This window comes from Pseudomonas edaphica (genome assembly GCF_005863185.1).
In the GTDB taxonomy this organism is placed as follows: domain Bacteria; phylum Pseudomonadota; class Gammaproteobacteria; order Pseudomonadales; family Pseudomonadaceae; genus Aquipseudomonas; species Aquipseudomonas edaphica.
In genome coordinates this window covers 23,215-36,694 of record NZ_VBVZ01000004.1, presented here as the reverse complement: position 1 = coordinate 36,694, position 13,480 = coordinate 23,215, and the positions used below count along the sequence as shown (strand labels likewise).

Here is a 13,480-nt window from a genome sequence, read left to right as displayed (position 1 = left end):
CCCCAGTTGCGTGGGTTGTCGTCCGGGTGGATGTAGCCGAAGGTGACCGCCGCAGTGCGGGTGCCAGCGTCGCGGCCAGACTCGATATCGCGCAGGTCATCGCCCACGAACAACACGCTGGCCGGGTCCAGGTCGAGCATCTTGCACGCCAGGATCAGCGGCTCGGGGTCGGGCTTGCTGTTCTTCACGTGGTCCGGGCAGATCAGCAGTGCCGAACGCTCGGCCAGGCCCAGTTGCTGCATGATCGGTTCGGCAAAGCGCAACGGTTTGTTGGTGACCACGCCCCAGACCAGTTTGGATTTCTCGATGTCTTCCAGTAACTCGGCCATGCCGTCGAACAGTTTGCTGTGGATTGCGCAGCCCTTGAGATAGCGCTCCAGGAACTCCAGGCGCAACGCTTCAAAGCCAGGGGATTCGGGGTCCATCGAGAAGGTCACGGCGACCATCGCCCGTGCCCCGCCGGAAATTTCATCGCGGATGTGCTGGGGGTTGATCGGCTCCAGGCCTCGGTCGGTGCGCATGGCCTGGCAGATCGCGATAAAGTCCGGCGCGGTGTCCAGCAAGGTGCCGTCCATGTCGAAGAGAACTGCTCGCAACTTCACAGGCTTACTCCTCGCGCAGGGTCTGGATCATGTAGTTGACGTCCACGTCGCTCGCCAGCTTGTAGTGCTTGGTCAGCGGGTTGTAGGTCAGGCCGATGATGTCCTTGACGGTCAGCCCGGCCTGACGGCTCCAGGCGCCCAGCTCGCTTGGGCGGATGAATTTCTTGAAGTCGTGGGTGCCACGCGGCAGCAGCTTCATGATGTATTCGGCGCCGATGATCGCGAACAGGTAGGCCTTGGGGTTGCGGTTGATGGTGGAGAAGAACACCTGGCCGCCCGGCTTGACCATACGGAAGCAGGCGCGGATCACCGAGGACGGGTCTGGCACGTGCTCGAGCATCTCAAGGCAAGTAACCACGTCGAACTGCTCGGGCATCTCTTCGGCCAGGGCTTCGGCGGTGATCTGGCGGTATTCGACGCTCACGCCGGATTCCAGCTGGTGCAGTTGGGCTACGGCCAGCGGCGCTTCGCCCATGTCGATGCCCATCACGGTGGCGCCGCGCTGGGCCATGGCTTCGCTGAGGATGCCGCCGCCGCAACCGACGTCCAGCACCTTCTTGCCGGCCAGGTTGACGCGCTCGTCAATCCAGTTGACGCGCAGCGGGTTGATGTCGTGCAGCGGTTTGAACTCGCTTTCGCGGTCCCACCAGCGGTGGGCCAGGGCTTCAAACTTGGCGATTTCGGCGTGGTCGACGTTGCTCATGGTGAATCCTCTAAATCTGATAAATCGGTTATTCAGTCCTGAACGGCGCGGTTCAAGACCTTCGTTATTCGCTGTGCCCGCTGATCCGTTGGCCCCAGGCGATGGCCGTGGCGGTCAACTGTTGTTCATCCATGCGGGTCAATCGCCGGTCGTCGAGCAACTGCTTGCCGGCGACCCAAAGGTGTTTCACACACTCGCGTCCGGTGGCATATATAAGCGTTGAGACCGGGTCGTAGATCGGTTGTTGCGCCAGCCCCGAAAGATCAAAGGCAACGATATCCGCCGCCTTGCCGACTTCGAGCGAACCAATCTCGCTGTCCAGGCCCATGGCACGCGCCCCGTTGAGCGTAGCCATGCGCAGGGCGCGATGGGCGTCCAGGGCAGTGGCCGAGCCGGCGACGGCCTTGGCCAGCATCGCCGCCGTGCGGGTTTCGCCCAACAGGTCGAGGTCATTGTTGCTGGCCGCGCCGTCGGTGCCGATGGCCACGTTCACGCCAGCCTGCCACAGACGCTCTACCGGGCAAAAGCCGCTGGCCAGTTTCAGGTTCGATTCCGGGCAATGGATGACGCTGGTGTTGCTTTCTACCAGCAAAGCCAGGTCGTCCTCGCTGATTTGGGTCATATGAACGGCCTGGAAGCGTGGGCCGAGCAGGCCCAGACGGCCCAGGCGCGCCAGTGGGCGTTCGCCGGTCTTGTCCACGGCTTGTTGCACTTCGAAGGCGGTTTCGTGCACATGCATATGGATGGCGGCGTCCAGTTCTTCGGCAATCACCCGGATTTTTTCCAGGTTGGCGTCGCTCACGGTGTAGGGCGCGTGAGGGCCGAAGGTGATCTTGATACGCGGGTGGTGCTTGAGGTCGCCGAACAGCTCCACGCCCTGGCGAATCGCCTCATCGGCGCTGCTGGCGCCTGGGATCGGGAAGTCGAGGATCGGCAGCGCGATCTGCGCGCGCATGCCGCTGTTGTGTACGCAGTCGCTGGCGACCTTGGGGTAGAAGTACATGTCCGAGAAGCAGGTGATGCCGCCCTTGAGCTGTTCGGCGATGGCCAGGTCGGTGCCGTCGCGCACGAAGGCTTCATCGACCCATTTGGCTTCGGCGGGCCAGATGTGTTTTTCCAGCCAGGTCATCAGCGGCAGATCGTCGGCCAGGCCGCGAAACAGGCTCATCGCCGCGTGGCCGTGGGCGTTGATCAAACCGGGGCTGAGCAGCATGCCCGGCAGCTCGCGCACTTCGCTGGCTGTCAGTTTCAAGGCCGCCGCCCGTGGCCCGATAAACGCAATGCGCCCGTCACGGATGCCCATGCCGTGCTCCTTGAGCACCACGCCAGCGGGTTCGACAGGTACCAGCCAGGTTGGCAGCAGCAATAAGTCGAGCGGGGCGGCAGTGGAGGTCATCGCAGGCTTCTTCCCAGGCAGCTATAAAAGAAGGGCGAAGTATACCCGAGCGTCCTGGCTGGCGGATCGCTATAATCGGCGGCTTTTGTTCATGAGTGCGGGGTAAGGGATGCGCGACCGACTGTTAGCTGCAGAGAAAGTGAAGGCCATCGATTGGCGTGATGGCGCACTGCACCTGCTCGATCAGCGTGCCTTGCCCTCGCGGGAAACCTGGGTGGCCTGCACTTCGGCGGCTGAAGTCGCCCAAGCCATTCGCAGCATGACTGTGCGTGGCGCGCCGGCTATCGGCATCAGTGCTGCCTACGGCCTGGTGCTGGCCGCCCGCGAGCGGATCGCCGAGGGCGGTGACTGGCAGGCGGCATGGGAAGAAGACTACGCATTGCTGGCCGATAGCCGTCCGACCGCCGCTAACCTGTTCTGGGCCTTGAAGCGCATGCGTGACCGCCTGGATCGGGTCAAAAAACACGCCGACCCGCTGGCGGTGCTGGAAGCCGAAGCCATTGCGATCCATGAAAGCGACCGCGAAGCCAACCTGGTCATGGCCCAATTAGGCCTCGAGCGCATCCGCAAGCACCAGGGCAACGCCCAGGCGATCCTCACCCATGGCAATGCGGGTGCCCTGGCCACTGGCGGCGTGGGCACGGCCCTTGGGGTAATCCGCGCAGCGTTCCTCGAGGGTTTGGTCGAGCATGTCTATGTCAACGAAACCCGCCCGTGGCTGCAAGGTTCGCGGCTGACCGCGTGGGAGCTGGCGGGTGAGGGTATCCCGGCGACGGTCAATGCTGACTCGGCCGGTGCGCATATCCTCAAGACCAAAGGCGTGACCTGGGTCGTGGTCGGCGCCGACTGCATTGCGGCCAATGGTGATGTGATCGGCCCGATCGGCACTTATCAATTGGCGGTGTGTGCCATGCACCACGGCGTGCGTTTTATGGTGGTGGCGCCCAGTTCGACGCTCGATTTGATGATGGCTACCGGTGATGATGTCAGCCTGGAAGAGCGTGATGCGGCGGAGTTGCTGGAGGTTAACGGTCAGCGGTTGGAGGTTGCGGCGTTTAATCCTGTCTTCGATGTGACGCCGGCGGACCTGATTGATGTGATCGTGACCGAAAAAGGCATCGTCGAACGGCCTGATACCGCCAAGCTGGCCAAGTTGATGTGCCGTAAGCGCCTGCATTGAGGGCTTTGGTGGCTGTTGGATCGCTATCGCAGGCAAGCCAGCTCCCACACTTACGGTGCTCGCAGGCCAACATGTGGGAGCGGGCTTGCCCGCGATTGGCCCTGTAAGTCAATAAAACCCTTGGATCCAGCCTCAAAAAACAGCACCCACCCCGCTCTGAGCCTCTCTCGTCCCCCTCAAGCCTGTCATCCGTCAAATTACTAGCCTCCATGCGCGTCAGGGGGATAGGTGCGTGGCGGCGATTGTGATAACATCCGGCGGTTTCCAGGGCCGCCCCGAGGGGTTGCCCATAACGTGCAGATCCGTGTCATAACTCGTTGATTTGTCGTAAGTCGTTGTCAGGCACTCTGCCAGCAACGGCGAGCTTCGTTCGTCCCATATGGATGTGACGAGGTTTCACCCGAAAAAGGAATCAGGCTTCTCATGGGCGAACTGGCCAAAGAAATCCTCCCGGTCAATATCGAAGACGAGCTGAAACAGTCCTACCTCGACTACGCAATGAGCGTAATTGTCGGTCGGGCACTGCCTGATGCGCGCGATGGCTTGAAGCCCGTGCACCGGCGTGTGCTGTTCGCGATGAGCGAGCTGGGTAACGACTGGAACAAGCCGTACAAGAAATCTGCCCGTGTTGTCGGTGACGTGATCGGTAAGTATCACCCTCACGGCGACACTGCGGTGTACGACACCATCGTTCGGATGGCCCAGCCGTTTTCCCTGCGCTACCTGCTGGTAGACGGCCAGGGCAACTTCGGTTCGGTCGACGGCGACAACGCTGCGGCCATGCGATACACCGAAGTACGCATGACCAAGCTGGCGCACGAGCTGCTGGCTGACCTGCATAAAGAAACCGTGGACTGGGTGCCGAACTACGACGGCACCGAAATGATCCCGGCCGTCATGCCAACCCGTATTCCCAACCTGCTGGTCAACGGTTCCAGCGGTATTGCCGTGGGCATGGCCACCAACATCCCGCCGCACAACCTCGGTGAAGTCATCGACGGTTGCCTGGCCCTCATCGACAACCCTGAGCTGACCGTCGATGAGCTGATGCAATACATCCCCGGTCCGGACTTCCCGACTGCCGCGATCATCAACGGCCGTGCCGGCATCATCGAAGCCTATCGTACCGGCCGTGGCCGCATTTATATGCGCGCCCGCTCGATGATCGAAGACATCGACAAGGTCGGTGGCCGCCAGCAGATCGTCATTACCGAACTCCCGTACCAGTTGAACAAGGCGCGTTTGATCGAGAAGATCGCCGAGCTGGTTAAAGAGAAGAAGCTCGAAGGCATCACCGAACTGCGCGACGAGTCTGACAAAGACGGTATGCGCGTGGTGATCGAGCTGCGTCGTGGCGAAGTGCCTGAGGTGATCCTCAACAACCTCTACGCCCAGACCCAGCTGCAAAGCGTGTTTGGTATCAACGTAGTGGCCCTGATCGACGGCCGCCCGCGCATCCTGAACCTCAAGGACCTGCTCGAAGCCTTCGTGCGTCACCGCCGCGAAGTGGTCACCCGCCGCACCGTGTTCGAACTGCGCAAGGCCCGCGAGCGCGGCCACATCCTGGAAGGCCAGGCGGTAGCGCTGTCGAACATCGACCCGGTGATCGCGCTGATCAAGGCTTCGCCGACGCCGTCGGAAGCCAAGGAAGCGCTGATCAAGATGCCGTGGGAATCCAGCGCCGTCGTGGCGATGGTTGAACGTGCCGGTGCCGATTCGTGCCGTCCGGAAACCCTGGACCCGCAATACGGCCTGCGCGACGGCAAGTACTTCCTGTCGCCGGAACAGGCCCAGGCCATTCTGGAACTGCGTTTGCACCGTCTGACCGGCCTGGAGCACGAGAAACTGCTGGCCGAGTACCAGGAGATTCTCAACCAGATCGGCGAGCTGATCCGCATCCTCAACAGCGCTGTGCGCCTGATGGAAGTGATCCGCGAAGAACTGGAAGTGATCCGTGCCGAATACGGCGACGTGCGCCGCACCGAAATCCTCGATGCGCGCCTCGACCTGACCCTGGGTGACATGATCCCGGAAGAAGAACGTGTGGTGACCATTTCCCACGGTGGCTACGCCAAGACCCAGCCATTGGCTGCGTACCAGGCTCAGCGTCGTGGCGGTAAAGGTAAATCGGCTACCGGCGTGAAGGATGAGGACTACATCGCTCACCTGCTGGTTGCCAACAGCCACACCACGCTGTTGCTGTTCTCCAGCAAAGGCAAGGTGTACTGGCTCAAGACCTACGAGATTCCGGAAGCCTCCCGCGCTGCCCGTGGTCGTCCGTTGGTCAACCTGCTGCCGCTGGACAGTGATGAATACATCACCACCATGCTGCCAGTCGAGGAATACACCGAAGGTCACTTCATCTTCATGGCCACCGCCAAAGGCACCGTGAAGAAGACTCCGCTGGAATCCTTCAGCCGCCAGCGCAGCGTGGGCCTGATCGCCCTGGAGCTGGACGAAGGCGACGTATTGATCTCTGCGGCCATCACCGATGGCGAGCGTGAAGTCATGCTGTTCTCCGATGGCGGCAAAGTGACACGCTTCAAGGAATCCGACGTTCGCGCCATGGGCCGTACCGCTCGCGGTGTGCGCGGTATGCGTCTGCCGGAAGGGCAGAAGCTGATTTCGATGCTGATCCCGGAAGAAGGCAGCCAGATCCTCACCGCTTCGGCGCGTGGTTATGGCAAGCGGACCGCCATCAGCGAGTTCCCGGAGTACAAGCGTGGCGGCCAGGGCGTAATCGCCATGGTCAGCAACGACCGCAACGGCCGTCTGGTTGGCGCGGTGCAGGTGCTTGATGGTGAGGAGATCATGCTGATTTCCGACCAGGGCACTCTGGTGCGTACCCGTGTGGCTGAAGTGTCGAGCCTGGGCCGTAACACCCAGGGCGTGACGCTGATCAAGCTGGCCAGCGACGAAACGCTGGTGGGCCTGGAGCGCGTTCAGGAGCCATCGGAAGTCGAAGGCGAAGAGCTGGAAGGCGAAGACGGTGCGGTGTTCGATGGCGAGGTGATCGCAACCGGCGATGACAACGTCGACGAGCCAACCCTCGATGCTGCCGCAGACGAAGAAGAACCGCAGGAGTAAGCGGACACACAGGGGGCGGATGAAGATTCGCCCCCTTGTTGTTTGTCCCCTTTGAAACACATGTCCTTGGTCTGGCTTCGATCCCTGTGGGAGCTGGCTTGCCTGCGATAGCATCACCGCGGTATCACTGCAACTACCGAGGTGCCTGTATCGCAGGCAAGCCAGCTCCCACAAGGGCTCTCGCCAGCGAAAGGCCGTTGCCGAACATGATTGCAGCCCCAACCAGATCAGAGTGAGATTGGATGTGAGCAAGAGAGCCTATAACTTCTGTGCCGGTCCCGCGGCGCTTCCTGAAGCAGTCCTGCAGCGTGCGCAGGGTGAACTCCTCGACTGGCATGGAAAAGGCCTCTCCGTGATGGAAATGAGCCATCGCAGCGATGAGTTTGTGTCCATCGCCACCAAGGCCGAGCAGGATCTGCGCGACTTGCTGGACATCCCTTCCAACTACAAGGTGCTGTTCCTGCAAGGCGGCGCGAGCCAGCAGTTCGCCCAGATTCCGCTGAACCTGCTGCCGGAAGACGGCACTGCCGACTATATCGACACGGGTATTTGGGGTCAGAAGGCGATTGAAGAGGCCTCGCGCTACGGTCACGTCAACGTGGCGGGCACCGCCAAGCCGTACGATTACTTCGCCATTCCCGGTCAGAACGAGTGGAAGCTGTCGAAAGACGCGGCCTACGTGCACTACGTCGCCAACGAAACCATCGGCGGCCTGGAGTTTGACTGGGTGCCGGAAGTGGGTGACGTGCCGTTGGTGTGCGACATGTCTTCGGACATCCTCTCGCGCCCGATCGATGTGTCCAGGTACGGCATGATCTACGCTGGTGCGCAGAAGAACATCGGCCCGAGCGGCATCCTGGTCAACATCATCCGCGAAGACCTGCTGGGTCGCGCGCGTTCGCTGTGCCCGACCATGCTCAACTACAAGGTCGCGGCCGATAATGGCTCGATGTACAACACGCCGCCGGCGTTCGCCTGGTACCTGTCGGGCCTGGTGTTTGAATGGCTGAAAGAGCAGGGCGGTGTTGCCGCCATGGGCAAGCTCAACGAAGAGAAGAAGCGCACCCTGTACGACTTCATCGACGCCAGCGGCCTGTACAGCAACCCGATCAACCTCACCGACCGCTCGTGGATGAACGTGCCGTTCCGCCTGGCCGATGACCGCCTGGACAAGCCATTCCTGGCCGGTGCCGACGCACGTGGCCTGCTGAACCTCAAGGGCCACCGTTCGGTCGGTGGCATGCGCGCCTCCATCTACAACGCTGTCGACATCCACGCGATCAACGCGCTGGTTGCCTACATGGCAGAGTTCGAAAAGGAACACGGCTAATGTCTGAGCAAGAACTCAAGGCCCTGCGTGTACGTATTGACAGCCTGGACGAGAAAGTCCTGGAGCTGATCAGTGAGCGTGCGCGCTGCGCCCAGGAAGTCGCCCGCGTGAAAATGGCGTCCCTGGCTGAAGGCGAAGTGCCGGTGTTCTACCGGCCTGAGCGCGAAGCCCAGGTGCTCAAGCGCGTGATGGAGCGCAACAAAGGCCCGTTGGGCAACGAAGAGATGGCGCGGTTGTTCCGTGAAATCATGTCGTCGTGCCTGGCGCTGGAGCAGCCACTTAAGGTGGCGTACCTCGGCCCGGAAGGCACCTTCACCCAGGCAGCGGCCATGAAGCATTTTGGCCACGCGGTGATCAGCAAACCGATGGCGGCCATCGATGAAGTGTTCCGCGAAGTGGCGGCCGGTGCGGTGAATTTTGGCGTGGTGCCGGTGGAAAACTCCACCGAAGGCGCGGTCAACCACACGCTGGACAGCTTCCTTGAGCACGACATGGTGATCTGCGGTGAAGTCGAACTGCGTATCCACCACCACCTGCTGGTGGGCGAGAACACCAAGACCGACAGCATCAGCCGTATCTACTCCCACGCCCAATCGCTGGCCCAGTGCCGCAAGTGGCTGGACGCGCATTACCCGAATGTCGAGCGCGTGGCGGTGTCCAGCAACGCCGAAGCGGCCAAGCGGGTCAAGGGTGAGTGGAATTCGGCGGCCATCGCCGGTGACATGGCTGCGGGCCTGTATGGCCTGACGCGCCTGGCCGAAAAGATCGAAGACCGCCCGGATAACTCCACGCGCTTCTTGATGATCGGCAGCCAGGAGGTGCCGCCGACCGGCGACGACAAAACCTCGATCATCGTCTCCATGAGCAACAAGCCCGGCGCGCTGCATGAGCTGCTGGTGCCGTTCCACGATAACGGGATTGACCTGACGCGAATCGAAACTCGCCCTTCGCGCAGCGGTAAATGGACGTATGTGTTCTTTATCGACTTCATCGGCCACCACCGCGACCCGCTGGTCAAAGGGGTGCTGGAGAAAATCAGTCAGGAAGCCGTGGCACTCAAGGTGCTGGGCTCTTACCCGAAAGCGGTTTTGTGAGGCTTTAACATGAGTGGCAACTTCCTCGCCCTGGCTCAGCCGGGCGTGCAACAACTGTCGCCTTACGTTCCAGGCAAGCCTGTGGACGAGCTGGCGCGTGAATTGAACCTGGACCCGTCGAAGATCGTAAAGCTGGCCAGTAACGAAAACCCGCTGGGCCCAAGCCCAAAAGTATTGGCGGCGATTCGTGAGGAACTGACTGAGCTGACCCGCTACCCGGACGGTAATGGCTTCGCCCTCAAGTCGCTGCTGGCCGAGAACTGCCGCGTCGAGCTGAACCAGGTAACCCTGGGCAACGGTTCCAACGACATTCTTGAGCTGGTCGGCCGTGCGTACCTGGCGCCAGGCCTGAATGCGGTGTTCAGCGAGCACGCGTTCGCCGTCTACCCGATCGTGACCCAGGCTGTGGGGGCTGACGCCCGCGTCATTCCTGCCAAGGACTGGGGCCATGACCTGCCGGCCATGCTGGCGGCCATCGACGCGCAAACCCGCGTGGTGTTTATCGCCAACCCGAACAACCCGACCGGCACCTGGTTCGACGCCCAGGCGCTGAACGACTTCCTGCAGGACGTGCCCGAGCACGTGCTGGTGGTGCTGGACGAAGCCTACATCGAGTACGCCGAAGGCAGCGACCTGCCGGACGGCCTGGACTTCCTGGCGGCTTACCCGAACCTGCTGGTGTCGCGCACCTTCTCCAAGGCCTACGGCCTGGCATCGCTGCGCGTGGGTTACGGCTTGTCCACCGCGGTGGTTGCCGATGTGCTCAACCGTGTGCGCCAGCCGTTCAACGTCAACAGCCTGGCGTTGGCGGCGGCGTGTGCGGCGGTCAAGGATGCCGAGTACCTCGAAGAAGGCCGTCGCATCAACGAAAGCGGCATGCTGCAGCTGCAGGAAGGTTTCCGTGAGCTGGGTCTGGGCTGGATTCCTTCCAAGGGCAACTTCATTTGTGTGGACCTCGGCCAAGTCGCCGCGCCGGTGTTCCAGGGCCTGCTGCGCGAAGGCGTGATCGTGCGCCCGGTGGCCAACTACGGCATGCCGAACCACCTGCGTATCACCATTGGCTTGCCGGCCGAAAACAGTCGCTTCCTGGAGGCGTTGGCCAAGGTTCTGGCTCGTGGTTGATGTCACTGCATTGCAACCTGCTGTGCCTATGATCGGTCGCCTGGTGGTGGTCGGCCTGGGGTTGATCGGTGGCTCCTTCGCCAAGGGCCTGCGTGAAAGCGGGCTGTGTGGCGAGGTGGTCGGTGTGGACCTTGACCCGCAATCGCGCAAGCTGGCGGTGGAGCTGGGCGTGGTGGACCGCTGTGAGGCAGAGCTGGCGCTGGCGTGCCAGGGCGCGGATGTGATCCAGCTCGCCGTGCCGATTCTGGCGATGGAGAAGTTGCTGGCCTTGCTGGCGGATATGGACCTTGGCCAGGCGATCCTCACGGACGTCGGCAGTGCCAAAGGCAATGTGGTGCGCGCTGCCAAACTCGCCTTTGGCGGCATGCCGGCGCGTTTTGTGCCGGGCCATCCGATTGCCGGTTCCGAGCAGAGCGGCGTCGAGGCGTCCAATGCGCAGTTGTTCCGTCGCCATAAGGTGATTCTGACCCCGCTTGAGCAGACCGATCCGGCGGCTTTGGCGGTGGTGGATCGTCTGTGGCGCGAGTTGGGCGCGGATGTCGAGCACATGCAGGTCGAGCGCCACGACGAAGTGTTGGCGGCGACCAGCCATTTGCCGCACTTGCTGGCCTTTGGCTTGGTGGATTCTCTGGCCAAGCGCAACGAAAACCTTGAGATTTTCCGTTACGCCGCCGGTGGTTTTCGCGATTTCACGCGGATTGCCGGCAGTGACCCGGTGATGTGGCACGACATCTTCCTCGCCAATCGTGAAGCTGTGTTGCGCACCCTGGACACCTTCCGCAGTGACCTCGACGCCTTGCGCGATGCGGTTGATGCGGGTGATGGCCATCAATTATTGGGCGTGTTTACCCGTGCGCGGGTGGCGCGTGAGCATTTCAGCAAGATCCTGGCGCGCCGGGCCTACATGGAAACCGCTGTGAACGCCGATGAGCAGACCTTTCTCGCCAAACCGGGCGGCCGCTTGAGCGGGCAGATCCGGGTGCCGGGCGACAAGTCGATCTCCCATCGTTCGATCATGCTGGGTTCATTGGCCGACGGCGTGACCGAAGTCGAAGGTTTCCTCGAAGGCGAAGATGCCCTGGCAACCCTGCAAGCGTTTCGTGACATGGGCGTTGTGATTGAAGGGCCGCACCATGGGCGCGTGACGATTCATGGCGTGGGTTTGCACGGTTTGCAGCCGGCGCCGGGGCCGATCTACCTGGGTAACTCCGGTACGTCGATGCGTTTGCTGTCCGGGTTGCTCGCGGCGCAGCGCTTTGACAGTGTGTTGACCGGTGATGCATCGCTGTCTAAACGCCCGATGAACCGCGTGGCCAAGCCACTGCGGGAAATGGGCGCAGTGATCGAGACCGGACCGGACGGGCATCCGCCGTTGACAATTCGCGGTGGCCAGGTGCTCAAAGGCCTGGACTATTCGATGCCGATGGCCAGTGCGCAGGTGAAGTCCTGCCTGTTGCTGGCCGGGTTGTATGCCGAGGGCAAGACCTCGGTGACCGAGCCTGCGCCGACCCGTGATCATACCGAGCGGATGTTGCGTGGGTTTGGTTATCCGGTTGCCGTGGCGGGGGCTACGGCGTCTGTCGAGTCGGGCCATGCATTGACGGCTACGCATATAGAAGTGCCGGGGGATATTTCCTCTTCGGCCTTCTTTCTGGTGGCGGCTTCGATTGCTGAAGGCTCCGAGTTGCTGCTGGAGCACGTTGGCGTTAACCCGACGCGCACTGGCGTGATCGATATCCTGCGGCTGATGGGCGCGGATATCACCCTGGAAAACCCGCGTGAAGTGGGCGGTGAGCCAGTTGCCGACCTGCGCGTGCGCGCCGCTGAGTTAAAAGGCATCGAGATTCCCGAGGCCCTGGTGCCGCTGGCGATCGACGAGTTCCCGGTATTGTTCGTGGCGGCGGCCTGCGCCAAAGGGCGCACCGTGCTGCGTGGCGCCGAAGAACTGCGGGTCAAGGAGTCCGACCGCATCCAGGTCATGGCCGATGGTCTGTTGGCCCTTGGCGTGAAGTGTGAACCGACACCTGATGGGATTATCATTGACGGTGGCCCGATGGGCGGTGGCGAAGTGCAATCCCATGGTGATCACCGCATCGCCATGGCGTTCAGCGTGGCCTCCCTACGGGCGGCCGCGCCGATTCGTATCCGTGACTGCGCCAATGTTGCTACGTCTTTTCCGAATTTTCTTACACTGTGTGCCCACGTCGGCATCCGTGTTGCCCAAGAGGCTCAATTGTGAATATCAAAGCACCGGTGATTACCATCGACGGGCCAAGCGGCTCGGGCAAAGGCACGATCGCCGGCATTCTGGCCAAGCGCCTGGGCTGGTGCCTGCTGGATTCCGGCGCGCTTTACCGCCTGCTGGCCTTTGCCGCACGCAACCATGGCGTCGACCTGACCAACGAAGAATCCCTGAAGCTGCTGGCGGCGCACCTTGATGTGCAGTTCGTCGGCGCGACGGAAGGTCATCCGCAGCGCATCATCCTTGAGGGTGATGACGTGACCGATGACCTGCGCAACGAACAAGTCGGCTCCTGGGCCTCCCAGGTTGCCGCTCTGCCGGCCGTGCGTGACGCATTGCTGCAGCGCCAGCGGGCGTTTCAGGAGCCGCCGGGCCTGGTCGCTGATGGCCGTGACATGGGTACCGTGGTGTTTCCCGAGGCGCCGCTGAAGATTTTCCTGACCGCCAGCGCCGAGGAGCGTGCTCGCCGCCGTTACTTGCAGTTGAAGGGCAAAGTCGATGGTGTTAGTCTGTCGAGTCTGCTAGATGAGATCCGTGCACGCGATGAGCGTGATACCCAGCGTGCGGTAGCCCCGCTAAAGCCGGCGGCTGACGCCATACAGCTGGATTCCACGGAGTTGTCCATCGAGCAGGTGCTGGAACGCATCTTGAGTGAAATCGCCATTCGCGATATCGCCGGGTGATCAAGAAGGCCGCAGGGGACCAGTCATAGTCCTGCGGTGGC

The 13,480-nt window shown here is 61.9% G+C and carries 10 protein-coding genes; 7 read left to right on the top strand and 3 right to left on the bottom strand.

Annotated elements, in window-relative coordinates; all coding sequences use genetic code 11:
* The 3 genes from mupP to FEM54_RS00690 all read right to left on the bottom strand — a co-directional run.
* Positions 1–602: N-acetylmuramic acid 6-phosphate phosphatase MupP (gene mupP, locus FEM54_RS00700; RefSeq protein ID WP_138449036.1), on the bottom strand; the 602-nt coding region annotated here is incomplete at its 3' end.
* A 4-nt stretch (positions 603–606) separates the two neighbouring features.
* The gene (ubiG, locus tag FEM54_RS00695) at positions 607–1,305 is read right to left on the bottom strand and encodes a bifunctional 2-polyprenyl-6-hydroxyphenol methylase/3-demethylubiquinol 3-O-methyltransferase UbiG (protein ID WP_003172645.1); all 699 of its coding nucleotides are present in this window, start codon (positions 1,303–1,305) and stop codon (positions 607–609) included.
* A 64-nt stretch (positions 1,306–1,369) separates the two neighbouring features.
* Entirely contained in the window at positions 1,370–2,701 is a 1,332-nt protein-coding gene (locus tag FEM54_RS00690; protein WP_138449034.1) for a TRZ/ATZ family hydrolase, read from the bottom strand.
* Between the two features lie 109 nt (positions 2,702–2,810).
* On the opposite strand from FEM54_RS00690, the gene mtnA reads away from it, so the two are divergent.
* From mtnA to cmk, 7 genes are all read left to right on the top strand, one after another.
* Positions 2,811–3,881 carry an S-methyl-5-thioribose-1-phosphate isomerase gene (gene mtnA, locus FEM54_RS00685; protein ID WP_099549097.1) on the top strand — a complete coding sequence of 357 codons (1,071 nt, stop codon included), beginning with the start codon at positions 2,811–2,813 and terminating at the stop codon, positions 3,879–3,881.
* Between the two features lie 423 nt (positions 3,882–4,304).
* Complete coding sequence (gene gyrA, locus FEM54_RS00680; RefSeq protein WP_017136106.1) at positions 4,305–6,968, top strand: DNA gyrase subunit A; 2,664 nt, start codon at positions 4,305–4,307, stop codon at positions 6,966–6,968.
* A gap of 244 nt (positions 6,969–7,212) precedes the next feature.
* Complete coding sequence (gene serC / locus FEM54_RS00675; RefSeq protein ID WP_138449032.1) at positions 7,213–8,298, top strand: 3-phosphoserine/phosphohydroxythreonine transaminase; 1,086 nt, start codon at positions 7,213–7,215, stop codon at positions 8,296–8,298.
* Entirely contained in the window at positions 8,298–9,392 is a 1,095-nt protein-coding gene (pheA, locus tag FEM54_RS00670) for a prephenate dehydratase (RefSeq protein ID WP_003172650.1), read from the top strand. Before serC ends, pheA begins: the two co-directional genes overlap by 1 nt.
* A 9-nt stretch (positions 9,393–9,401) precedes the next feature.
* Entirely contained in the window at positions 9,402–10,514 is a 1,113-nt protein-coding gene (gene hisC, locus FEM54_RS00665) for a histidinol-phosphate transaminase (RefSeq protein WP_138449030.1), read from the top strand.
* 28 nt (positions 10,515–10,542) lie between these two features.
* A complete protein-coding gene (locus tag FEM54_RS00660; protein WP_240792699.1) occupies positions 10,543–12,753 on the top strand; it encodes a bifunctional prephenate dehydrogenase/3-phosphoshikimate 1-carboxyvinyltransferase in 2,211 nt (736 codons plus the stop codon).
* Positions 12,750–13,439, top strand: coding sequence for a (d)CMP kinase (gene cmk / locus FEM54_RS00655; RefSeq protein ID WP_003172653.1), 690 nt, complete (start codon positions 12,750–12,752; stop codon positions 13,437–13,439). The genes FEM54_RS00660 and cmk overlap by 4 nt, the downstream gene beginning before the upstream one ends.
* Positions 13,440–13,480 lie beyond the last annotated feature (41 nt).

What these genes read in the sequence shown, in the direction of transcription:
- ubiG (WP_003172645.1), bottom strand. Translation starts at nt 1,305, where the DNA reads ATGAGCAACGTCGACCACGCCGAAATCGCCAAGTTTGAAGCCCTGGCC.
- FEM54_RS00690 (WP_138449034.1), bottom strand. Translation starts at nt 2,701, where the DNA reads ATGACCTCCACTGCCGCCCCGCTCGACTTATTGCTGCTGCCAACCTGG.
- mtnA (WP_099549097.1), top strand. Translation starts at nt 2,811, where the DNA reads ATGCGCGACCGACTGTTAGCTGCAGAGAAAGTGAAGGCCATCGATTGG.
- gyrA (WP_017136106.1), top strand. Translation starts at nt 4,305, where the DNA reads ATGGGCGAACTGGCCAAAGAAATCCTCCCGGTCAATATCGAAGACGAG.
- pheA (WP_003172650.1), top strand. Translation starts at nt 8,298, where the DNA reads ATGTCTGAGCAAGAACTCAAGGCCCTGCGTGTACGTATTGACAGCCTG.
- hisC (WP_138449030.1), top strand. Translation starts at nt 9,402, where the DNA reads ATGAGTGGCAACTTCCTCGCCCTGGCTCAGCCGGGCGTGCAACAACTG.
- FEM54_RS00660 (WP_240792699.1), top strand. Translation starts at nt 10,543, where the DNA reads ATGATCGGTCGCCTGGTGGTGGTCGGCCTGGGGTTGATCGGTGGCTCC.